Genomic DNA, 21,917 nt, shown 5'->3' on the forward strand with positions numbered 1-21,917 from the left:
ATGGGGAGAAATGAACGAATCAATCAGCTGAATGAACAGTGGGAAATGGACAGCCGCTGGAAGGACGTTACCCGCACATACACGGCAGAAGAAGTAATCAGACTGCGCGGCTCACTTGATGTGGAGCATACTTTGGCAAGACGCGGCTCTGAAAAGCTTTGGGATATGCTTCATAAAGAGGATTATGTGCATGCACTTGGCGCATTAACGGGGAATCAGGCGGTTCAGCAGGTGAAAGCGGGCTTAAAGGCCATCTATTTGAGCGGATGGCAGGTAGCGGCCGATGCCAACCTTTCTGGCCATATGTATCCGGATCAAAGCCTGTATCCGGCCAACAGTGTTCCAAGTGTTGTAAAGCGGATCAATCAGGCGCTGCAGCGCGCGGATCAGATTCAATACTTGGAGCAAGAAGGAGAGATTGACTGGTTCGCCCCGATTGTAGCTGATGCGGAAGCAGGCTTTGGCGGGCAGCTCAATGTATTTGAGCTTATGAAGGGCATGATTGAAGCGGGAGCCGCGGCTGTCCACTTTGAAGACCAGCTTTCCTCTGAAAAAAAATGCGGGCACTTGGGAGGCAAGGTTTTGCTTCCAACCCAAACAGCGGTGAAGAATCTTATATCCGCAAGACTTGCAGCAGATGTAATGGGTGTACCAACTTTGATTATTGCGCGTACGGATGCGGATGCGGCTGACCTGATCACAAGCGATGTTGATCCTGCCGACCACCCGTTTATCACAGGGGAACGCACACCGGAAGGGTTTTTCCGCACTAAATCAGGCATTGACCAGGCGATAGCAAGGGGACTTTCCTATGCGCCTTACGCGGATCTGGTCTGGTGTGAAACGAGCGAACCTAACCTTGAACAGGCTCAAAAGTTCGCGGATGCTATTCATGAAAAATTCCCTGGCAAGCTGCTTGCTTACAACTGCTCCCCATCCTTTAACTGGAAGAAAAAGCTGGATGAAGCGACGATTGCAAGCTTCCAGAAGGAACTCGGCAAAATGGGCTACAAATTCCAATTTGTTACACTTGCCGGCTTCCACGCTTTAAATCATGGCATGTTCGAGCTTGCCCGCAAATACAGAGACTTCGGCATGGCCGCTTACTCCGAGCTGCAGCAGGCTGAATTCGGCAGTGAACAGTACGGCTACACGGCAACCCGCCATCAGCGCGAGGTCGGTACCGGGTACTTTGATGAAGTATCGCAAACAGTAAGCGGAGGAACCTCCTCTACTACGGCATTGAAAGGATCAACAGAAACAGAGCAGTTTACGTCTGAGACAACAACTGTATAAGAGGTAAGAAGCGGACGTGTGTGACGACCGCTTCTTTTTGTTTGTGGGATTTGCGGCACGAGGAACGGGGAGCTGCATGTCGATTGCAGGACGTAATTTGCTGCTAACGGGCAATTTTTTGCCGATAACGAGCAATTCCGTGTCGATTACGGGCAGGTTCATGTCGATTACGGGCAGTGTCGTGTCGATTACGGGCAGGTTCATGTCGTTAGCGGGCAATTTCATGTCGATAACGGGCAAAACGGTCATGATCCCCCTATCGGCCAGGCTCGCACCAAACAAAAAAGCCGATCCAAAAGGATTGGCTTCGTTATTGTAGACAGTGAATCACGTCGGCGTATTGCTTGGATAAATCCATAAATAATGGCTTGTTTCTTTGATCGAGAGCATCATTGATTTGAGTTTCGAGGAGCGCCAGTTTTCGTTTCAGTCCTGCTTCGTCCAGAATCATTTGAATGTAGATATCCAGCATTGACGCGGCTTCTGCTTCGTTCTTCATTGTGTGACGGGACTTCATAAGCTCTGCATACGATTTTTTGTTTTTCATAGGATCACCCCTGATGCCTTTTTCTTATTATATGGACTGAGTGGAAGAAAATCAACTAAATATTTATAATTTTTAGATAATTTATATTCGAGGTTATATTTTGCATTAGATCTGCAGTAAAATCGCAATTTGAATTGATTTTTTGTTAAAAGATTACATTTCTATTAGGTTTATGTAAATTTGTGGATCCGTGTAAGGTCGGCGTGGTAAATTTTTCTTGGTTAAATATACCTAACAAATTCGGGGTGAATCAATCATGGAAAAAATCAGTCAATATGAGGCAAATCGGTTAACAATGGCAATTTTAAGCAATGAAGGGATCGGATCATCTTTTGTTTTGGAGGTGGAAAAGGAATATGAGGTTTCCATGAGACCTTTGGATATCGTAGATCGGAGCTGCCGTTATTTTGGGTCAAGCTATCAGGGGAGAAAGACTGGCACGAAGGACACGATCGGCATCACCCATAAGCCTCCGATTGTTGTAGACGCAGGAAACTCCATCTATCTTTTCCCGACAGCCGCATCTTCCAGACCGCATTGCTCCTGGATTTCTCACCAGCATATTGAGGACTTTTCACCAGCTGGGGAAGCAGAAACACTTGTAATATTCTCAAACCGTAAATCATTTACCCTGCCTGTATCCATCCACTCTTTTGAAAACCAGCTTTATCGTACCGCCCAGCTTCGTGCTGTAATTTCATCCAGGGTGGAAAATGAAAAACGGTTATTCACCCAGCTTTTATACAGCAGAAGTCCAGGCGAAACGTTTCATACTTAAACCTTAACCAAATACTCCGTCAGCAGCTCGCACACTTTATTGCGGATCCTGGGATTAAAATAGTTGTGCTGTTCCTCATATCCCTGGTAGAGGAAGGAATACATCGTAAACGCTTCGTCATGCTTGATTTTGGTGACTTTTATTTTCTGGCGGTGAAGCTCCCGTTTGACCTGCTGAAGATCCTTTTGGGCAAGCTTGAGGGATTCTTCGATCAGGTGAAGGTATGGCTGCTTCAATTTGAATGGGCTTTTTTCAACAACGGAGAGATCGCGGTTCAGGATAGAGATGGTCATGGGCAGGTAGATGGCCTGGTCGATCATATCTCTCACTTCTTCAGGTATTCTTGTCATGTTCATTGGCCTCGCTTTATCCTCTGTTTTATCCTCTTTGACAGGCGGTCGTTCACCTGATGCAGAAATTTCAGGACAGAGAAGTTCTATCTTTTATTATAGAACATTTGTTCGTAATTTATTCTATTCCGATTTAAAAAAAATTTCAATAGTGATTTCATTTCCAGCACCTGCTTATTTAAGTTTTCCCCGAAAAACGGTAAAATAGGAGGATACATAAATCTTAAGGAGCTTGGAATGGACCTGCATACGCTGTTTGATTCGTTTACTTTAGAAAAAATGATGAAAATCTTTGAACAGTACCGCTCATTCGGGCCCCTTCTTGGAATAGGCCTGCCGATGCTTGAGGCATTTTTACCCTTCCTTCCGCTTGTCGTTTTTATTGTGGCAAATGTGAATTCGTTTGGCTTTGGCCTGGGCTTTTTTTTATCATGGCTTGGGGCATCAGCTGGTGCTTTCATTGTTTTCCTGCTGGTGAGGAAATTTGGACAGGAGCGCTTTTTCCACTTTTTAAGCCGGCATAAAGGAATCAGCCGGATGGTAAGCTGGGTAGAAGAAAAGGGATTTGGCCCGCTGTTCATATTACTGTGCTTTCCGTTCACTCCTTCAGCCGCAGTGAATGTTGTCGCCGGATTATCAAGGATCAGCATCTGGAATTTTATGCTCGCTGTTTTTACCGGAAAGCTGGTTATGATTTTCATTGTGAGCTATGTGGGCCAGGATTTGCACGCCCTGATCACAGACCCGATGAAATCGATAACGGCTGCTGCGGTTCTCTTGGTCATGTGGATTGTCGGCAAGATTCTCGAGAAAAGACTGAACACAAAAATGGGTCGGAAATTGGACAAGCGGTAAGCTCGGATGATGATACGTCCGGGCTTTTTATATCCCCATTCCGGTACTAAAGAGAAAAGATAAGACGCTTTTAAAACTATATGCAGTGGACTTGTCCATTTATTTGGAAGATGAAAACGAACGTGTATTCGTATATAATGAATACACGTATTAAAAAGGAGGCTGTTTATATGACAATCCGCTTTTTGGCGGGACGCTCCGGCAGCGGCAAAACCACAATGATTTTGAACGAAATTAGAGAAAAGCTGAATGAACAGCCGGACGGTCCGCCGATCCTTTTTCTTGTACCTGATCAGATGACATTTGCCATGGAGTATGAGCTTGCCCGCACTCCGGGATTAAGCGGCATGATCCGGGCTCAGGTATTCAGTTTTTCACGGCTCAGTTTAAGAATTCTTCAGGAAACGTCAGGCGCGGCCAGACAGCCGATTACATCAACTGGTGTCCAGATGATGCTGAGGAAAATTATAGAAGATGAGAAACAGAACTTTAAAGTGTATGGAAAAGCCAGTGATAAGACCGGTTTTATTCAGCATGTAGAAGCGATGATTACGGAATTCAAACGATACAGCATAAACCCGGCTGAACTGCTTGGGCAGATCCAAGCGATTCAAAAACAGATGAATGAAAAGGAAAGAGTTCTTTCAGGAAAGCTTGAGGACTTGCATGCCATTTATGAACGGCTTGAAGAAGCGCTCACGGGCCGGTATGTAGACGCCGAGGATACGCTCGGAATGCTTTCGGAACGAATTCCCGAATCCTCCTATCTTGAAAAAGCAGAGATTTACATAGATGGTTTTCATCATTTCACGCCAATGGAAATGGAGGCGGTGAAAAGCCTTCTCGCAAAAGCAGCCCGGGTAACCGTCAGCATTACGGCGGATAAATTGTTTGACAGGCATTTGCCGCATGAGCTGCATTTGTTCCGGATGACAGGGATGACATACACCCAATTCAAGAAAATGGCCGAGGATCTTCACATTGAAACTGAGGAACCGGTCTTGCTGAATGAGCTTCCAAGATTCATCGGTTCTCCCTCTCTTCAGCACTTGGAGCAAAATTATGATTCAAGGCCATCACAGCCATTCAAAGGGCTGACGGACATCTCCATCTGCCAGGCGGCAAGCCACCGTGCGGAAATAGAAGGAATTGCCCGCCGGATTCAGGAGCACGTCAGGAAAAGGGGAGCCCGTTTCCAGGACACAGCGATTTTACTGCGCCATCCATCCAGCTATCATGATTTAATTGAACAGGTATTTACAGATTATGAGATTCCTTTTTTCATAGATCAAAAGCGTTCCATGCTTCATCACCCTCTTGTAGAATTGATCCGGTCTTCCCTGGAGGCTGTTACGGGCAGCTTTCGATACGAAGCAATGTTCCGTACGATAAAAACGGATCTGCTTTTTCCAGCGGGAGCGGATAAACGTTCCTTAAGAGAAGAGATGGATCTACTCGAAAACTATGTGCTTGCACATGGAATAAACGGGTCAAGATGGACCTCCGAAAAAAGGTGGATTTACAGAAGGTTCCGTTCCCTGGAGGGCGGAAACGCAGTGACGGATGAAGAACTGAACAAGGAAGAACAAATCAACCGGCTGAGGGAGCTTGCAGCGAAGCCGCTTAAAGAATTGGCTGCAGGGCTCAAAAAAGCAAAAACGGGAGTACAAAAAGCAACGGCTTTGTTTCTGTTCCTTGAAAATCTTGAAATTCCTGCGAAGCTCGAAGAACTTAAACAGGAGGCAGAATTGGCCGGAGGTCTTGTTGAGGTCCGGGAGCATTCTCAAGTTTGGGATGCAGTAATTGGCCTTTTGGATGAATTTGCAGAAATGATCGGAAATCATCCCATATCCTCCGCGCAGTTTACGGAAATGATGGATACCGGTTTGGAAAGCTTAAAGTTTTCTCTTGTTCCTCCGGCGATTGATCAGGTGCTGATTGGGGACATGGAGCGTTCCCGTTTTTATGGTTTGAAGCATACATTCGTGGCCGGTGCAAATGATGGGGTTATTCCGGCAAGACCGGTCGAGGATGGCATACTCTCGGATGAGGACCGCGAGCTTCTTGAACAGAATGGGGCTGCAATGGCGCCGTCAGCAAGACAGCAGCTGCTGGATGAAAATTTCATAATTTATATGGCGCTCGCGAGCGGATCGGAGCACCTGTCTGTTTCGTATCCATCGGCGGATCCGGAAGGGAAGACGCTGCTGCCTTCTATTTTAATCAGCCGTCTGGAGGAACTTTTTCCGGATGCGGTGAAAGAGTGGTTTGTAAATGAACCGGAATCCCTGGAGGAGCATGAACAGTTATCCTTTATGCCGAACAAATCTGTTGCACTGACATACTTAAGCTCCCAGCTGCAGACGTGGAAGAAGCAATATCCGGTGCATGACAGCTGGTGGGATGCTTACAATTATTTGATTGAGCACGATCAGAGCGGCAATGTGGAGATGGTCATCGGAAGCCTGTTTTATAAGAATCAGGCAAAGCCGTTGAAGCAGGCTGTCACAAAAGAGCTTTATGGCCAGCATATATTGGGAAGTGTGTCCAGGATGGAGCAATTCAGAAGCTGTCCGTTCTCCCATTTTGCGAGCCACGGACTGAAGCTGAGGGAACGCGAGCAGTTCCGTCTTGAAGCTCCGGATGTCGGCCAGCTGTTTCACTCGGCGCTCAAGATGATTTCTGACAGGCTGGGCGAAATGAACGTATCCTGGAGGGATGTCACGAAGGATCAATGCAGATCTCTATCGAGTGAAGCAGTAAACCGGCTGGCTCCCATGCTCCAAAAAGAAGTGCTTATGAGCTCGAACCGTCATCAGTATTTGAAAAGCAAACTTGAAAAGATTATTGCCAGGGCGGCGGGTGTGATTGCTGAACAGGCAAAGGCTTCTCTATTTACGCCAATCGGACTGGAACTTGGCTTCGGCAAGGGCGGCCCGCTGCCGCCAATGAGATTTAAGCTCGATAACGGCTATACGATGGAGCTGACGGGTAGGATTGACCGGGTAGATTCAGCTGAAAGCTCCAGAGGCCTTCTGCTTCGAATCGTGGATTACAAATCGAGCGACCGCGCCCTGAATCTAAGCGAGGTTTACTATGGTATCGCTCTGCAAATGCTCACCTACTTGGACGTTATTATTTCCTATTCCAAAACATGGCTTGGCGTGGAAGCGAGTCCTGCGGGCGTGCTCTATTTCCACGTTCATGATCCAATGATTCAGGCCGGCGCAAAGCTTAGTCTTGAGGATCTTGAGGAAGAAGTATTTAAAAAGTTTAAAATGAAGGGTCTGCTTCTTGGAGAAGAGGAGACGATTCAGCTCATGGATCAGACGCTTGAAAGCGGTTCGTCCAATATTGTGGCAGCCGGCTTCAAAAAAAGCGGCGGCTTCAGCTCAAGCTCCTCGATCGCGAGCAATGAAGAGTTCGATATGCTGCGGCGCCATGTGAGAAGTGAATTTAAGCAGATTGGAACGGAAATTACCAATGGGGTGACAGATATCAGCCCATACAGGATGAAGGATAAAGTGCCGTGCACATTTTGTCCGTATAAAGGAGTCTGCCAGTTTGACCAATCCCTTAAGGACAATGATTACCGGGTTCTGAGAGAAGAGAAGAATGAGCAGATATTTATGCGTCTGAGAGAGGAGGCCGACAATGAATAATCACATTCCCAAACCGCCGGGTAGCCAGTGGACGGATGACCAATGGTCAGCGATTGCTTCTTCCGGACAGGATATTCTTGTAGCGGCGGCGGCAGGATCCGGAAAAACTGCGGTTCTTGTGGAACGCATGATTCGGAAGATTACGAGCCGGGATAACCCGGCTGATGTCGACCGGCTTTTAGTCGTTACGTTCACCAATGCATCGGCTGCTGAAATGAAAAACAGGATTGGCGAAGCGCTTGAGGAAGCATTGAAAAGCAATCCGGCTTCGCTTCATTTAAGACGACAGATTACCTTGCTGAACCGGGCATCCATTTCAACGCTCCATTCCTTTTGCCTGAATATGATCCGAAAATATTACTACATGATTGACCTTGATCCCGGCTTCCGAATTGCCGACCAGACAGAGGGAGCCCTTTTAATGGATGAGGTGCTCGATGATTTATTTGAAGAGGAATATGGAAAAGAGAATAATGAATCGTTTTTTGACCTGGCAGACCGCTATTCCTCTGACCGGAGTGATCTTGCCCTGCAGGACTTAATCCGTACGCTTTACGATTTTTCGAGATCAAATCCGAATCCGGATGAATGGCTTAGCCAGCTATCAAGTCTTTACGATGTGAACGAGAATTGCCGCTTGGAAGACCAGCCATACTTCCCAGTCATCAAAGAAGATATCGAGATAAACATAGGTCTTGCAAAGGAAAGGCTCGAACAGGCGATGCGGCTGATCCGGATGCCGGGCGGCCCAGCTCCGAGAGCCGATGATGTTTCCGATTATCTAAATCAGGTAAACAGTCTCCTGGAAAAGGAATTTTCCTGGGAGGAGCTTGCAGCAGGCATGTCCTCCCTCAAACCGAAGCGGGCAAAGCCTGTGAAGGGTGAAGAGTACGATCCGGTTCTAACCGAAGAAGTGAAAACATTAAGAGACAGTGCCAAGAAGCAGCTTGAAAAAGTGGAAGAAGACTGGTTTAAACGTGATATCCGCCGCTCACTCCATGACCTTGGCGAATTGAAGCCCGTTATTGATACGCTCGTTCAGTTTGTGAAAAGATTTGGGGAGCATTTTCAGCAAAAGAAAAAGGAAAAAGGCCTGGTGGACTTCTCAGATCTTGAGCATCTGTGCCTTTCCATCCTTTCAGTAAAAGATGAACATGGCCGCCTTCTTCCCGCCGAACCGGCTTTAGCGTGCCGTCAGCAGTTTACGGAAGTCATGGTGGATGAATATCAGGATACGAATCTTGTGCAGGAAGCGATTCTCCAGCTCGTCAAAAAAGAATCGGAAGAAGCAGGAAATCTATTTATGGTAGGGGATGTCAAACAGTCTATCTACCGCTTTCGTCTTGCGGAACCGATGCTGTTCTTAAATAAATACAAGCGGTTTACACCGGGCGCTGAGACCACCGGACAGCGCATTGATTTAAATAAAAACTTCAGGAGCCGTTCGGAGGTGCTGGACGGCACAAACTTTCTATTTAAACAGCTGATGGGAGAGAAGGTTGGCGAGATCCATTATGATGACCAGGCAGAACTGAAGCTTGGTGCAGCCTATCCGGAGAGTGCAGGAATGGAAACCGAGCTTCTGCTTGCTGATCGGAGCGGCCTTGAAGAGCTGGAAGACGAGCCGGGAGCTAATGCCATGAATGAACCGGAGGCTGATACCGTTCAGCTTGAGTCAAGGCTGATAGCAAAAAAAATCCGGGAGCTAGTTGACAGCCGGTCTCCAATCTATGACCGGAAAAAGAAGGGAACCCGCGGTATCATGTACCGGGATATTGTTATCCTGCTCCGTTCCATGCCATGGGCGCCGCAGATGATGGAGGAGCTGAAAAAACAGGGAATTCCGGTGTATGCAAACCTTTCCGGAGGATATTTTGAAGCGACAGAGGTGGCAATTATGATGTCGCTTCTGAAAACGATCGACAATCCGTCCCAGGATATTCCGCTTGCCTCTGTTTTAAGGTCGCCAATTGTCGGTTTGAATGAGACCGAAATGGCGGCAATTCGTACGTACGATAAAAAAGGACCCTACTACGAAGCGTGCAAAGCAGCGCTTGAGCATCCTATTCCATCGGACAGGGCATTAGCAGAGAAGCTGCTTCGCTTTTTCACCCGCTTGAATGAGTGGAGAAGCGAAGCGAGGAAAGGTGCAGTATCCGACCTGATCTGGAGAATTTACAGGGAAAGCAAATTTTTCGATTTTGCAGGGGGGATGCCGGGCGGAAAGCAGCGGCAGGCAAACCTCCGTGCCCTTTACGACAGAGCCCGTCAATATGAGGCTACTTCCTTCCGCGGCCTGTTTCGTTTTCTGCGTTTTATTGAAAGAATGCAGGAAAGAGGGGACGACCTCGGGGCTGCGAGAGCGCTTGGCGAACAGGAGGATGTTGTGCGGATCATGACGATCCACAGCAGCAAGGGACTGGAATTCCCGGTTGTATTTACAGCGGGGCTTGCCAGACAGTTCAATATGATGGACATGAACAAAAGCTTCCTGCTTGATAAGCATCTTGGATTCGGTACGAAGTACATCCATCCGGAGCTGCGATTCAGCTATCCGACTCTTCCGCTTCTTGCGATGAAAAAGAAGCTGAAAATAGAGCTGCTTTCTGAGGAACTGAGGGTTCTTTATGTGGCATTGACGAGAGCGAAGGAAAAGCTGTTTCTTGTCGGAACCGTGAAGGATCGGGAGAAGGCGCTTCTCAGCTGGAAAAGGGCTCTTTCCAATCGGGACTGGCTGCTGCCTGACGGCGACCGTCTTCAAGCAAAGTCCTATCTGGACTGGATTGGTCCTGCCCTGACACGGCACTCGAGCGCCATTGAGCTTCACGAGGGGGAAGCGCCAGAGTCTGAACTGGCTGAGCATCCTTCCAGATGGAAGGTTCAATTCGTCCATCAAAGCGAATTGCTGGAGCCTGATGCGCAGCGCGAGGAGATGGAGCTTAAAATTATGGAGGCTCTTTCGGAAAGAAAGCCCATTCCGCTGACGACTCCCTGGAGTGAAGAAGTGGAAAAAGAGTTGTCATGGGTGTACCCTCATTTGGCATCCTCCCATCAAAGCTCAAAGCAGTCAGTTTCTGAGATAAAGAGAATGCAATCCTTTAAGGATGAATTTTCGGAGCAGCCTCCTGCCAAGGAAGGGACTGTGATTTATGACCGTCCGAAATTCCTTCAGCAGAAGATGCTGACAGCAGCAGAACGGGGAACCGCCATGCATGCGGTCATGCAGCATCTGCCGCTTGGAGGACCTGTCACACGTGATGTCGTTCTCTCGACGGTTGACGATATGAGAAGGAGAGAGCTGCTGACGGAAGAACAGGCAGACATTATTGAACCGGAATCAATCGTATCCTTTTACTCATCAGAAATCGGACAGAAAATGCAGCACGCAAAACGGGTGCTGAGAGAGGTACCATTCAGTTATGCCCGTACACCAGAACACACCTCCGCAGAGGACAAGGTACTTGTGCAGGGAGTCATCGACTGCCTGATTGAGGATGAAGATGGGTTGACGATCGTAGACTACAAGACGGATTCCATTAAAGGGAGATTCGGAGGGTTTTCAGAAGCGGAAAGCACGATGCGAAGCCGCTATGAAATACAGCTCCAAATTTACAGTGAAGCCGTTGAATCTATTTTTAAAAAGCCGGTTACTCGAAGGGTGCTGTATTTCTTCGATGCAAATCAGCTATTGGACGTATAAATGCAGAAAGGGGACGGAAGATGAGGATATTGCACACAGCAGACTGGCATCTGGGGAAAACTCTGGAAGGCCGCAGCCGCATCCCGGAACAAGCCGCTTTTTTGGACGAGCTTGCCGATATTGTGGAAAAGGAGAAAATCGACACAGTCATCATGGCGGGGGATGTGTTTGATACCGTCAATCCTCCATCCGCAGCAGAAAAATTATTTTATGAGAGTTTAAGCAGGCTTTCCGACAAGGGCAAAAGACCGGTTGTTGTGATTGCCGGGAACCATGATAACCCTGAAAGACTCGCAGCAGCTTCCCCTCTTGCCGGGGACCATGGCATCCATTTAATCGGCTACCCGGATGATCACATGCTGAAGGTGGATGTTCCGCTTGCAGGCCAGACAATGAATATTGCCGCGCTTGCCTATCCATCTGAGTCACGGCTGGAACAGGTTTTATCTGAGAACTTTGATGAACTCCTGATGAGAAACCATTATGATACAAAAATTAAAAGTCTTTTTGAAAGCATGTGCCGCGGCTTCGGATCCAATACGGTAAATGTGGCGATGAGCCATCTTCACGTAGCGGGAGGCAGCACCTCGGATTCCGAGCGGCCGATTGAAGTAGGGGGAGCCTATACAGTCGCAGCAGACAGCCTCCCAGCTGCCGCTCAGTATGTGGCGCTCGGCCATCTTCATCGTCCGCAGACGATTAAAAGAGCTTTAACTCAGGCTCGCTATTCCGGCTCTCCGCTTGCATACAGCTTTTCTGAGGCGGGCTATGCTAAATCAGTGACAATCATTGATGCAGTGCCGGGGGGAGCAGCGCACGTGGAGGAGATCTTTCTTTCCAGCGGCAAGCCTCTAGTGCAGTGGAAAGCGGTGAGCGGAATGGCCCAGGTACATGACTGGCTTGAGCAGGGCAAGGATGCGAACGCATGGGTAGACCTTGAAATTCATCTTACAGATGCTCTTTCCATTGAAGATATTCAGAAGCTTAGAAAATGGCATCCCGGGATCGTGCATATCCGTCCGGTATTCCAGTCAGATGGTGCAGTCCTTCAGCCTGAGTCCAGATCGACCGTTCCGATTGACGAGCTTTTTGCCAGGTTTTACGAAAGGCAAACAGGGGGAGCCAAGCCGGATGAGAAGCTGATCCGGCTGTTCAGGGAACTCGTCAGTGAAGAAGACACGGAGGAGGGAGAAGGCGCATGAAACCAATCGAGCTCACTATATCCGGTCTTCATAGTTTCAGAGAGAAGCAGACCATTGATTTTGAAGGTTTATGCGATGGCGGGGTGTTCGGCATTTTCGGTCCAACCGGAAGCGGAAAATCCTCAATCCTGGATGCAATCACCCTCGCCCTGTATGGAAAAGTGGAACGTGCTGCAAACAATACCCACGGCATCCTGAATCATGCAGAGGACCAGCTCTCTGTTTCTTATACGTTCGAGCTTCAAAATGGAACATCTGTCAAACGGTATAAGGTGGAAAGAACCTATAAAAGAACGGATGAGCACCGTGTGAAAGGCTCCATTTCCAGGCTGGTGGATTTGCAGGCGGAACCGGTTGTTTTAGCTGATAAAGCAAGTGAAGTGAATGAGAAGGTTCACGAATTGCTTGGACTGACCATTGACGATTTTACAAGGGCTGTAGTTCTGCCACAGGGCAAATTCGCTGAGTTTTTATCATTAAAAGGCTCTGAACGCAGACAAATGCTGCAAAGGCTATTTCATCTCGAACAATATGGAGATGAACTTTTAAAGAAGCTTCGCGGCAGGCTTTTCAAAGCAAAATACCGCCTAGGTGAAACAGAAGCAGAGCAGGCAGGCCTCGGTGACGCTTCAAAAGCTGCTTTACTAGCCGCGGAAACCGAATGGCAGTCAAGCTCACTTCTGCTGGAGAAACGGGTAGCTGAACGGAGAACGGTAAGAGACACATACGAGGAACAGAAAAAAGTATGGGAGCTTCAGCAGGAAGAGAAGCAGCTGAAGGAAAAAGAAGTGAAGCTTGAGCGACAGGCAGAAGAGATGGAAAACATTGAGCATCGCTTGAAAATTGCCGATCAGGCTGAGAGGCTGAAGCCGTATGCTGATCATCTCGAATCATCTGAAAAAAGACATGCTCTGCTAGTAGAAGAAGAAAAGAAATGGTCCGCCCAATGGGAGAAAGAAAAGGAAAAAGCGGCGGAAGCAAAACAGGCATTTGAAGAAGCAAGGAAGCAAAAAGAAATAAATGAGCCTGTTCTGGCGGTTAAAAAAGAGCGTCTGACCCAGCTTCTTGAAGTAGAAAAAGAGCGCGATCTGCGCAAAAACGAAACCGGAAAGCTGACAATAGAACTCGAGCGTTTGGAGCAAGCCCGTCAAGCGGCGAAGCAGGAGTTTGATCACGCAGGGCAGCAGCTGGAGAAAGCAAAGCTTAAGCAGCAGCAGCTAAAACTCGAGCTCGGAAAACTTTCGGTTTCTTCGGCTTACAGGCAGAACATACAGGCTGCTTCCGATTTGCAGAAGGAATGGAAGCATGCGGAAGACCAAAAGAAGGAAGCGGAACAGCTTCATTCACAGCTGCTTCTTCAGCAGCAGAGTGCAGAAAAGGATATGAAAGACCGGACAGGCAAAAGAGAGTTAGAAAGTGAAAAGCTCATGTCGGTTTACAGCGGACTTCTTCGCACATTCGAACGGACGAGTGAACTGAAAAATAGGCTGGAACGCATCATTGCTTTTGGCAAGGAAAAGACAGCAGCTGCTAAAGTGAAGCTGGAACAGGAACGGGTGCACTCGATTGCCCGACAGTTATCCGCTTCCCTTCAGGAAGGAGAGGCTTGTCCTGTCTGCGGATCAACAAGCCATCCTATGCCTGTTCATGGCGAGCAGGAGGAAGGAAGCCGGCTGCAGCTTGAACAATTGGAAAAAGAACTGGAAGATAATCGAATGCTGCTGCAAGAAACAGAGCTCTTAAGAGTCAAAATGGAAGAGCTCTCAGCCTACCTTATCGGTGAATTCAGCTGGATTGCAGACGAAAGCGTCCATTCAGAAAGTGCGGCTGCCCTTGAACAGACAGAAGCGGACTTCCTCACTGACTTAAAGGGTTTAAAACAGGATCTGCTGCACATCAGAGACAAGGCATCTGCAAGTGTGAAAATGCTTCAGCAGCTGAAGAACGAGGAGCAGCAATCCGCCCAGCTTATGGAAAGATGCAAGCTGGATCTTAAAGAAGCATTGGCTAAGCTTCAGCTGCTTAAGGAAAAAGACCAGGCATTTGAAAAGCAGTGGGCTGCTTCTTATCCAAATATGAAGCAGGAAGAAGTTCCGGATCGACTAAAGGAGATGCTAGAGAAGGATACGCAATTTGAAGGACTTCAGACGAGGGTAAATAAAAGCGTTGAGTATATAGAAGAACAGGAGAAGCTCAGGCAGACCGCACAGGAAAAGCTGGCAGAAATCGATAAACTTCAGATTCAGACAGCTGAGAAAAAACAAGCCTCCCAGGAAAGACTGGATGAAAAAGAGCGTGTGCTTGAAAAAGAAAGTCAAAATGGCACCATTCCAGCTCAGCTTGCAGGGATTGAAAATCAGCTATCCCAATTAACAGAACGCGAGAAACAGCTTCGCTCTCAATATGAGAAAAAAGACAAACAACTAAAGGAAGCGGAAAAGGAATTGGCAGCAGCAGGGAAAGGTCTGATTGATGCCGCAAAGTCTGTTGAGGATGCAAGGAACAGCTGGCATAAACAAATTGGACAAACGGCTCTTCGTACAATGGAAGACGTTCATTCAAACCTGCTTAATCAGGAGGAAAAGGAAAGCTTTGCTTCCCGACTGGAAGCATTCAGGGATAATTGGAAGCAATGCAAGGCAGACTTAAAACGACTGAGCGAACAGCTTCGTGATCGGAAGCTGGATGAAGAAACATGGCTGAAAACGAATGAGCTTATCTCGGAATGCGAAGCGCTTGTAAGCGAGGCGGAAGGACTGAAAGGTGCTGCAGCTAAAGCCCTGGAGCTTTTAAAGGAAAAGCATGATCGCTTTGAAAAGCTTGAAGAGCAGCGTCTTGAAGTTTCCGGCCAGATTGCTGATCTTGAAAAACTACAGGCTGTTTTTAAGGGGAATTCCTTTGTAGAGTACATTGCAGAGGAGCAGCTTCACCATGTAACAAGAGCGGCTTCAGAACGTCTCGGCCTTCTTACACGGCAGCGATATGCTATTGAAGTGGATTCACAGGGCGGCTTTATTATGAGAGACGATGCCAACGGAGGAGTCAGAAGGCCTGTATCAAGCCTTTCCGGCGGAGAAACCTTCCTAACCTCGCTCGCGCTTGCTTTATCGCTTTCCACTCAAATTCAGCTGCGTGGAGAATACCCGCTGCAATTTTTCTTCCTTGATGAAGGATTCGGGACACTCGATGCTGATCTGCTTGATACGGTTGTAACAGCCCTTGAAAAGCTGCAATCCAATAATCTGTCTGTCGGCGTCATCAGCCATGTTCCGGAGCTGCGGGCAAGGCTTTCAAAAAAACTTGTGGTAACACCTGCTGATCCCACGGGGAGAGGGACGGCTGTCGCTTTGGAAACTTTGTAAACGGGGTGACTGGTTGTGGGGAAAAAACAATTGGGCAGGTGCGGGCTCTGCCGCAGAAACGATGTGGAGATTACCGTTCACCACCTCATTCCGAAAGAAATGGGGGGTGCTTATTTAGCCACCGTCAATTTGTGCATCCCATGCCATAAACAGATTCATGCCCTCTACACAAACGAAGAGCTGGCTGCCAGACTTTCAACAATTGAAAATCTTCAGAGGGATGAGAAGCTTTCCAAGTTTATTAAATGGATCCGCAAGCAGCCATCCACCAAGCTTATCCAGACAAGAAAATCAAATGAGCGAAAGAAAAAGAGGTAATTTGTCGCATGTGACCGATATAGGGGAAATCTGATAAATGTGATTGACCGATATCCTTAAGCGAATGGCAGCTGAAATCACATAAACCAGTTTTCAGATTTAAAATACAGCGAAAAGAAAGAGCACCGGAGCCGGTGCTCTTTTTTTCAGTTATTCGCAACAATATTCTGATCGGCTACATCAGGATCAATCATATTCGTTGCACTGATTCCGTTATTTAAAATCCAGAAGTCACCCGTGTTTCCTCCGCCAGAGCCTGCAGCTGATTTGGAAGAACTTTTAGGAGACAAATAGAACGTATCACCAAAGTTCACGACTCCGCCGGAAACGGTATTGATCTTGATAGGGCCGACGATGGCTGGCATGGCAAACACCCTTTATTATCTAAGTCATATGACCAGTATATTCAGTCTTCGCCGGATTGTTCTTCGGGATCCAATTCTCCCTTTGGCCGGAAGAGCTGTCTCGTATGCTTAATACGTGCTTCTGCATCAATCAGATCCGTAGAACCAATGTGAAAGACGCCCGAAGTGGAAATAGCAAGAATCTTTACAAACTTTGTACGGATAAATGGCTTTTCATGAAAGTAGACTGGATTGACAAACTCTGATTTGATTGGTCTTGGCATGGGCAGCTGGAAAATATCGTACCGGCTGAAGTCCCCTTCATTGTCATAAAAAACCTCTGCTTCACGCTGCACAGCAAATACATTGCATTTTGGAAGAATTTCGCGGGAATCCCCGATATTAAAAACAGACGAAATACCGACAGTGTTCACATAGGCTGCATCCACAATAGAATTTCTGTTATACATCGTTATTGCGGAGCCAAAGGTACGAATGGACCTATGATTAAGGATTCAGGAGGGGTATCAAAAATAGCAGATGCCCCCACATTATTTACATCCCCGATTAAAAAGACGGAGGATGTGGCCACAGCTGTGACTCGGCAAAATACGACATTGATATCCTTGTTTACGACCGTAAAATTCATGGCTGTTCTCCTTTCACTTCCACAGGTAGATATTTAATAAAATGGTCAACGGATTGTGCTATTTCCTCTTTAACCCTTTGGGTAATTTGATCAGCTTGAAATTCCGGATCGCCTTCCTGAAAATTAGCGGTTTTCATATAATACTGGACCCTTGTATCGATTTGTTTGCGGATGTCTTCGATGACCATTTTTCTCTGTTCATCATTCAGCTTTCTTGAGTGGCGCTGCTCCTGGGCTTCGAGCATGTTTATGCACTCTTCGCTTAAGTACGTATTCAGCTGGTCAAGAGCCAGACCATAGGTTTCGCCATTATATTCACGTTCCAGCTTCCCTACCTGCTGGCCTTTTTGAATAACTTCGAAGTTTTCAATCGGTTCAGGATCTGTTGGGTTTAATCCGATATTCAATGTTCCTTCCAATGTTTCCACTTTCAGCTGGTCAAATTTATATTCGATCTTTTCGATGGTAGTGGACGGTTTATCCTTCAATGCCTGGAGGTCGGTGGACATTTGCTGAATCATCGATTCAAGCTGCTGAATTTTGTTCTGCTGTGATTGAATGCAAGCGCACAGCTGCTGCAAATAAGTCCCGACATCATTTCCGTAGTACAAGACAAACACCTCGCAATCCCGATCTATCGTTACTGCATCCTATGCCGGAATGACAAATTGGGTGAATGCCTATTTTACCTGGATGGCGGAGGTGCGAGCGGGACAACAGGGCGTGAAAGAGCCTGAGATAATTCAGCCCGGCGAGTGGCGGGAGGTGCCGCTTCAAAAAATCCGCCTGTATTGTATAAATTGGAAAGCGATTTTATATATCCGGCACTGCCGATTTGAAGGACGGAGGAGTTATTGACCGCACCCACGCGGAGATAGTTGATACAAATGGTTTGATTAATATAAAAATTCATTATGTCCACCCCTATGCATTTCCGGCAATTGGCTGATCAACGATATCCTGGTCAAACGTATTGGTCACACTGTTCTGATTGAAGATGGTCATCCCATCGCCTGTATTAAACGAACCAGCTCCGGAAAAGGTTTTAACACTGCTGACAGGAGCAATTGTAAATACGTCTCCGATATGAAGCACACTGCTCGTTCCGAGACTGTTGACTTTAAATACACCGACAATTGCTGGCATGGCTAACATCCTTTTCATTTTCTTGAAGGGTTGCGGACGTACATGTAGAATTTCTTGAAGAACGAATTTAATTCATCATATGACAGGAGCGGAATCTTGTGATAAACGCGGAGGAGGGACCTAAATTGGCGGACATGAAAGCAGCCTCCATATCAAAGAGCGAGCGGATTCACTCGCTGGATGTTCTGAGAGGATTTTCACTTTTAGGTATATTAATGGTTAACATTTTTGATTTTTCAGGACCGCAGCTTTATCGCTCCTCACTGGTTCAGAGCGGCGGAGGTCTGGACAGGCTGGTTGAAATTTTCGTTTTTGTATTCGCGCAGGCAAGCTTCTACCCGCTTTTTACATTTCTTTTTGGAGCAGGGGGAGTGATGTTTTATAAACGAATCGGAGAGAAGGGGCTTTTTCCTGAAAGGTTCTTTGCCAGGAGGATGACGGGGCTGCTGATAATAGGGGTCCTGCATGCATTCTTTATTTGGCACGGGGATATTCTTATCAGTTATGCTTTGATCGGCTTTTTGTTTATGCTGTTTATTGAAAAGTCAGCTAAAGCGCTCGCTGTTTGGAGCTTGTCGCTTATCTTCATTCCGAACATCCTTTTTAGTCTTTTGCTTGCCGGTGATGGGGCTGTCCCTAATGCAGATGATAACACTGAGAGAATAACAGCAGTCTACCAGAGTGGAAGTTTTTCAGAGATCATGGGTCAGAGAGCAGAGGACTGGTTCTACGTAAATAATCCGATTATGGCCCCATTCATTGTTCTTTCTATATTGCCGATGTTTCTGCTAGGTGCCTATGCTATGAAACGAGGATGGTTTGAACGGAGCCCATCTGAGGAAACCATAAAGAAGTGGTTAGTCATTGCCCTCATAACAGGTCCATCCGGAATACTTATAAAAACGATGCCTGTTCTTGATCCGCAGTCAGGGCTATGGAGTTATCTTCATCAATCGATTGGCGGGCCTTTGCTCACAATGTTTTACATAACAGCTATTTTGGCTGCAGTTCAAAAGCTGGGATTCAAAAAGGTTTACAAACCTTTTGCTTACGCAGGAAGGGCTTCCATGTCAAACTACCTCCTGCAGTCGCTGATCCTCACCATGCTTTTTTACTCATACGGGTTTGGATTATATGGAACCATGACTTCTTTCCAGGCAATTTTAACAGGTACCGGCGTTTATATCATTTTATTGGCTGCAAGCTATTATTGGTTTAAGCGATTTGAGCAGGGACCGGCAGAAAGATGGTGGAGATGGTTTGTGTATCGGAGATCATAAACAGGAAATACGCTGCCATCCTCCGGAGAAAATATTTCAGCGGGCTTGAGATTTACGGTGTCCGCCGTGCTGAAGGTTCGAGTGCCGCTGTTTGATTTCCTGCAAAAGAAGATGATCGAGCTCTTGACTGCATTTGAGCGTCACATCGGAATTTAGCCCATACTTTTGAGCAAGGTCAATTAACGTTTTTCTTTTGGATTCAATTTCATTAAAGGCCATTTCGTCTCCAACTTTCAAAGGTACTTTTCCGTTTATTATGTAGCTGCTGGCAAGCCGTCCTTTTAAAAGCCGGGAAATCGGTTGCAGAAACATTTATGCATGACCAAACAGCTTGTCCTAAAAAATGGATAAGCCTATTATACAATGGAAAATGAATAAGGGGTCAGTTTCGATAAAAAAACATAAAATGTTACAAGAATTTACAAGGGGGACTTGAAAGTGAAGCTTTCGTCAAAGACTCCTAAGTCGTTTTTAACGAAGACCGGGGGATTTTTAAAAGACTATGATTACTCGTTAAACCCTTATACGGGGTGTGCGTTTGGCTGTTCTTATTGCTATGTTAGAAGACTGCCGGTTTCCTTATTCAGAAAAGAAGAATGGGGCACGTGGGTGGATGTTAAAAAGGCAGGAAGGGAGAGTTTTGTCAGGGAACTGAAAAGAGCCAAAAGCATGGGGCCGGTCCGAATTTTTATGTCATCCAGTACAGACCCGTATCAGGGGGAGGAAGCAAAAGAGGAAGTAACGAGAACGCTGCTTTCTGCAATGGCTGAAGAGAAACCGGATTTTTTATTTGTTCAGACAAGAAGTCCGCTTGTCACAAGGGACATTGACATGTTTCAGGAACTTAAAACCCGCATACTGGTAAGCATGACTATCGAAACAGACCGTGATGAGGTACGTAAAGCGTTTGCCCCCTCTTCTCCGCCGCTGGCAGCGAGACTAAAGGCATTGAAACAGTTATCCAGCGCAGGAATACCAACTCAGGCTGCTGTTGCTCCGATGCTTCCCTTCACTGATCATTTTCCTGAAAAGCTAAAACAAGTGACAGACATTGTGACACTTGACGATTTTTTTCAGGGTGATGGTGCAGGCGGTAGACGTTCAGCCTCTCTTGGTGCCCATGATATTCTTATTCAGTTGGAAGAAGGGGATTGGTTCGATCCAGAACGGATTGAAATGGAGCGCACGAGGTTTGAGAGGGTTTTTGAAAAAAAGAATGTGCGGATCAGCCAGAATGGATTCGCGCCATTCCGTTGAAGCTTGGCTGAAATAATGTTCTCCCCTTCTTGATAAAAGACGACTATTAGGAAGCAGGAAGGATTCGGGGCATGGAATGTCGAAATGGTCATAAAGAATGAATAGTATGTCTGCTGAAACAGCTAACAGCTGACCAAAATTTGTGTTCGCGGGATAGTGGATTTTGAGAAGTAAGAATGGCAATGGGGGTTTTTATAATGAAATTTGCAGCAGCCAGACTGAATGGCAGAACGTTTATCGGGCTCATCCAGGAAGAAAACCAAATCTTTGATCTTCAAAGAGCGGAAAAGAAATTTTTTGAAATGGAAACCATTCCGGCAAACCTGGAAGATTGTATGAAAGAAGGGGACAAATTCATCAGTCAGGTTCAGCATTTGGAGCAAAGACTTCAGAAGTCTGACGATCATCAGGAGCTTGTTTATTCTCTGTCTGATGTAGACTTGCTTCCTCCAATACCGCGGCCGCGGAAAAATGTCTTCTGTGTTGGGAAAAATTACAGAGACCATGCGGTAGAGATGGGAAGTGAAGCCGATATACCGAAATTTGTGATGCTCTTCTCTAAAGCGCCAACTTCTGTAATCGGACACGGAGATTTAATTGATCCGCACATCCATCTCACCCGGGAACTTGATTATGAAGGGGAACTCGCTGTCATTATCGGAAAAAAAGGGAAACAGATTCCGGTTGAAGACGCACTCAATTATGTATTTGGCTACTCCATTATAAATGATATTACGGCAAGGGATTTGCAGGCCAACCATAAGCAATTCCTGCTTGGGAAAAGTCTGGATACATCCTGCCCTTTTGGACCGTTCGCTGTACATAAGTCAGCTATACCTGATCCTCATGATCTGCGGATTGAAACACGCGTTAACGGAGAAGTCCGCCAAACCGGACATACAGGAGATATGATTTTTTCAATCGCATCAATTATCTCAACCATATCCCAGGGAACGACACTTGAACCTGGAGATATCATTGCAACCGGAACTCCGAGCGGAGTTGGAAAAGGATTCAATCCTCCAAAATTTTTAAAGTCAGGCGACATGATTGAAATTTCCATCAGCGGCATCGGGACGCTGCAGAATGGTGTGAATTAATTGAAAAACTCCCTCTAGGCATTAGCCATAGAGGGAGTTTTTAATAAGCTCTGGTAAATGTTGCTGCTGAT

General features: G+C 46.7%; 21 protein-coding genes. 12 read left to right on the top strand and 9 right to left on the bottom strand.

What is annotated here, in order from left to right:
- On the top strand, positions 1 to 1,296 hold the full coding sequence (gene aceA, locus AS29_RS10300; RefSeq protein ID WP_035413725.1) for an isocitrate lyase: 1,296 nt from the start codon (positions 1 to 3) through the stop codon (positions 1,294 to 1,296).
- A 76-nt stretch (positions 1,297 to 1,372) separates the two neighbouring features.
- Positions 1,373 to 1,615, top strand: a complete 243-nt coding sequence (locus AS29_RS10305; RefSeq protein WP_156505926.1) for a hypothetical protein — start codon at positions 1,373 to 1,375, stop codon at positions 1,613 to 1,615.
- Here AS29_RS10305 and AS29_RS10310 read toward each other — a convergent pair.
- Positions 1,607 to 1,843: an IDEAL domain-containing protein gene (locus AS29_RS10310; RefSeq protein WP_035413729.1), complete on the bottom strand. Its 237-nt coding sequence runs from the start codon at positions 1,841 to 1,843 to the stop codon at positions 1,607 to 1,609. The genes AS29_RS10305 and AS29_RS10310 overlap by 9 nt on opposite strands.
- A 256-nt stretch (positions 1,844 to 2,099) precedes the next feature.
- Here AS29_RS10310 and AS29_RS10315 point away from each other — a divergent pair, with 256 nt between their 5' ends.
- The gene (locus tag AS29_RS10315) at positions 2,100 to 2,621 is read left to right on the top strand and encodes a competence protein ComK (RefSeq protein ID WP_051860895.1); all 522 of its coding nucleotides are present in this window, start codon (positions 2,100 to 2,102) and stop codon (positions 2,619 to 2,621) included.
- Here AS29_RS10315 and AS29_RS10320 read toward each other — a convergent pair.
- Entirely contained in the window at positions 2,618 to 2,971 is a 354-nt protein-coding gene (locus AS29_RS10320; RefSeq protein ID WP_035413730.1) for a hypothetical protein, read from the bottom strand. The genes AS29_RS10315 and AS29_RS10320 overlap by 4 nt on opposite strands.
- Before the next feature lie 237 nt (positions 2,972 to 3,208).
- Here AS29_RS10320 and AS29_RS10330 point away from each other — a divergent pair, with 237 nt between their 5' ends.
- From AS29_RS10330 to AS29_RS10355, 6 genes are all read left to right on the top strand, one after another.
- Entirely contained in the window at positions 3,209 to 3,826 is a 618-nt protein-coding gene (locus tag AS29_RS10330) for a TVP38/TMEM64 family protein (RefSeq protein WP_035413734.1), read from the top strand.
- Positions 3,827 to 3,996: 170 nt separating this feature from the next.
- Positions 3,997 to 7,488: a helicase-exonuclease AddAB subunit AddB gene (gene addB / locus AS29_RS10335; RefSeq protein ID WP_035413736.1), complete on the top strand. Its 3,492-nt coding sequence runs from the start codon at positions 3,997 to 3,999 to the stop codon at positions 7,486 to 7,488.
- Positions 7,481 to 11,188 carry a helicase-exonuclease AddAB subunit AddA gene (gene addA / locus AS29_RS10340; RefSeq protein WP_035413737.1) on the top strand — a complete coding sequence of 1,236 codons (3,708 nt, stop codon included), beginning with the start codon at positions 7,481 to 7,483 and terminating at the stop codon, positions 11,186 to 11,188. Before addB ends, addA begins: the two co-directional genes overlap by 8 nt.
- A 20-nt stretch (positions 11,189 to 11,208) precedes the next feature.
- Positions 11,209 to 12,390, top strand: coding sequence for an exonuclease SbcCD subunit D (locus tag AS29_RS10345; protein WP_035413739.1), 1,182 nt, complete (start codon positions 11,209 to 11,211; stop codon positions 12,388 to 12,390).
- Complete coding sequence (locus tag AS29_RS10350) at positions 12,387 to 15,752, top strand: AAA family ATPase (RefSeq protein WP_035413741.1); 3,366 nt, start codon at positions 12,387 to 12,389, stop codon at positions 15,750 to 15,752. Before AS29_RS10345 ends, AS29_RS10350 begins: the two co-directional genes overlap by 4 nt.
- 15 nt (positions 15,753 to 15,767) lie before the next feature.
- Positions 15,768 to 16,070, top strand: a complete 303-nt coding sequence (locus AS29_RS10355; protein WP_035413743.1) for an HNH endonuclease — start codon at positions 15,768 to 15,770, stop codon at positions 16,068 to 16,070.
- Positions 16,071 to 16,216: 146 nt separating this feature from the next.
- On the opposite strand, the gene AS29_RS10360 is transcribed toward AS29_RS10355, so the two are convergent.
- The 6 genes from AS29_RS10360 to AS29_RS10385 all read right to left on the bottom strand — a co-directional run bounded on the left by AS29_RS10360 (position 16,217) and on the right by AS29_RS10385 (position 18,209).
- A complete protein-coding gene (locus AS29_RS10360; protein WP_035413745.1) occupies positions 16,217 to 16,435 on the bottom strand; it encodes a spore germination protein in 219 nt (72 codons plus the stop codon).
- Positions 16,436 to 16,476: 41 nt separating this feature from the next.
- Positions 16,477 to 16,884: a spore germination protein GerPE gene (locus AS29_RS10365; RefSeq protein WP_035413747.1), complete on the bottom strand. Its 408-nt coding sequence runs from the start codon at positions 16,882 to 16,884 to the stop codon at positions 16,477 to 16,479.
- A gap of 2 nt (positions 16,885 to 16,886) precedes the next feature.
- A complete protein-coding gene (locus AS29_RS10370; protein ID WP_035413749.1) occupies positions 16,887 to 17,063 on the bottom strand; it encodes a hypothetical protein in 177 nt (58 codons plus the stop codon).
- Positions 17,060 to 17,674: a spore germination protein GerPC gene (gerPC, locus tag AS29_RS10375; RefSeq protein ID WP_035413751.1), complete on the bottom strand. Its 615-nt coding sequence runs from the start codon at positions 17,672 to 17,674 to the stop codon at positions 17,060 to 17,062. Before gerPC ends, AS29_RS10370 begins: the two co-directional genes overlap by 4 nt.
- Positions 17,675 to 17,748: 74 nt before the next feature.
- Positions 17,749 to 17,976: a spore germination protein GerPB gene (locus AS29_RS10380; RefSeq protein WP_035413753.1), complete on the bottom strand. Its 228-nt coding sequence runs from the start codon at positions 17,974 to 17,976 to the stop codon at positions 17,749 to 17,751.
- Between the two features lie 11 nt (positions 17,977 to 17,987).
- On the bottom strand, positions 17,988 to 18,209 hold the full coding sequence (locus AS29_RS10385) for a spore germination protein (protein WP_035413755.1): 222 nt from the start codon (positions 18,207 to 18,209) through the stop codon (positions 17,988 to 17,990).
- A gap of 134 nt (positions 18,210 to 18,343) precedes the next feature.
- On the opposite strand from AS29_RS10385, the gene AS29_RS10390 reads away from it, so the two are divergent.
- Positions 18,344 to 19,489 (top strand): DUF418 domain-containing protein, encoded by a 1,146-nt coding sequence (locus tag AS29_RS10390; protein ID WP_035413783.1) that lies wholly within the window; start codon positions 18,344 to 18,346, stop codon positions 19,487 to 19,489.
- 36 nt (positions 19,490 to 19,525) lie between these two features.
- On the opposite strand, the gene AS29_RS10395 is transcribed toward AS29_RS10390, so the two are convergent.
- The gene (locus AS29_RS10395; protein ID WP_035413757.1) at positions 19,526 to 19,801 is read right to left on the bottom strand and encodes an aspartyl-phosphate phosphatase Spo0E family protein; all 276 of its coding nucleotides are present in this window, start codon (positions 19,799 to 19,801) and stop codon (positions 19,526 to 19,528) included.
- Between the two features lie 120 nt (positions 19,802 to 19,921).
- Between AS29_RS10395 and AS29_RS10400 the strand changes: the two genes are divergently transcribed.
- Entirely contained in the window at positions 19,922 to 20,746 is an 825-nt protein-coding gene (locus tag AS29_RS10400) for an SPL family radical SAM protein (RefSeq protein ID WP_035413759.1), read from the top strand.
- Between the two features lie 197 nt (positions 20,747 to 20,943).
- On the top strand, positions 20,944 to 21,846 hold the full coding sequence (locus tag AS29_RS10405) for a fumarylacetoacetate hydrolase family protein (RefSeq protein ID WP_035413761.1): 903 nt from the start codon (positions 20,944 to 20,946) through the stop codon (positions 21,844 to 21,846).
- The last annotated feature ends 71 nt before the right edge of the window (positions 21,847 to 21,917 follow it).

This window comes from Bacillus sp. SJS (genome assembly GCF_000732485.2).
Lineage (GTDB): Bacteria > Bacillota > Bacilli > Bacillales > Bacillaceae > Metabacillus_B > Metabacillus_B sediminis.

Excerpts from the sequence above, each read along its gene's own strand:
- addA (WP_035413737.1), top strand. The coding sequence starts at position 7,481 with ATGAATAATCACATTCCCAAACCGCCGGGTAGCCAGTGGACGGATGAC.
- AS29_RS10390 (WP_035413783.1), top strand. The coding sequence starts at position 18,344 with ATGAAAGCAGCCTCCATATCAAAGAGCGAGCGGATTCACTCGCTGGAT.
- AS29_RS10405 (WP_035413761.1), top strand. The coding sequence starts at position 20,944 with ATGAAATTTGCAGCAGCCAGACTGAATGGCAGAACGTTTATCGGGCTC.
- AS29_RS10365 (WP_035413747.1), bottom strand. The coding sequence starts at position 16,884 with ATGTATAACAGAAATTCTATTGTGGATGCAGCCTATGTGAACACTGTC.
- AS29_RS10370 (WP_035413749.1), bottom strand. The coding sequence starts at position 17,063 with ATGAATTTTACGGTCGTAAACAAGGATATCAATGTCGTATTTTGCCGA.
- AS29_RS10385 (WP_035413755.1), bottom strand. The coding sequence starts at position 18,209 with ATGCCAGCAATTGTCGGTGTATTTAAAGTCAACAGTCTCGGAACGAGC.
- addB (WP_035413736.1), top strand. The coding sequence starts at position 3,997 with ATGACAATCCGCTTTTTGGCGGGACGCTCCGGCAGCGGCAAAACCACA.
- AS29_RS10350 (WP_035413741.1), top strand. The coding sequence starts at position 12,387 with ATGAAACCAATCGAGCTCACTATATCCGGTCTTCATAGTTTCAGAGAG.
- AS29_RS10380 (WP_035413753.1), bottom strand. The coding sequence starts at position 17,976 with ATGAATTTTTATATTAATCAAACCATTTGTATCAACTATCTCCGCGTG.
- AS29_RS10360 (WP_035413745.1), bottom strand. The coding sequence starts at position 16,435 with ATGCCAGCCATCGTCGGCCCTATCAAGATCAATACCGTTTCCGGCGGA.
- aceA (WP_035413725.1), top strand. The coding sequence starts at position 1 with ATGGGGAGAAATGAACGAATCAATCAGCTGAATGAACAGTGGGAAATG.
- AS29_RS10315 (WP_051860895.1), top strand. The coding sequence starts at position 2,100 with ATGGAAAAAATCAGTCAATATGAGGCAAATCGGTTAACAATGGCAATT.
- AS29_RS10395 (WP_035413757.1), bottom strand. The coding sequence starts at position 19,801 with ATGTTTCTGCAACCGATTTCCCGGCTTTTAAAAGGACGGCTTGCCAGC.
- AS29_RS10305 (WP_156505926.1), top strand. The coding sequence starts at position 1,373 with ATGTCGATTGCAGGACGTAATTTGCTGCTAACGGGCAATTTTTTGCCG.
- AS29_RS10330 (WP_035413734.1), top strand. The coding sequence starts at position 3,209 with ATGGACCTGCATACGCTGTTTGATTCGTTTACTTTAGAAAAAATGATG.
- AS29_RS10345 (WP_035413739.1), top strand. The coding sequence starts at position 11,209 with ATGAGGATATTGCACACAGCAGACTGGCATCTGGGGAAAACTCTGGAA.
- AS29_RS10310 (WP_035413729.1), bottom strand. The coding sequence starts at position 1,843 with ATGAAAAACAAAAAATCGTATGCAGAGCTTATGAAGTCCCGTCACACA.
- AS29_RS10320 (WP_035413730.1), bottom strand. The coding sequence starts at position 2,971 with ATGACAAGAATACCTGAAGAAGTGAGAGATATGATCGACCAGGCCATC.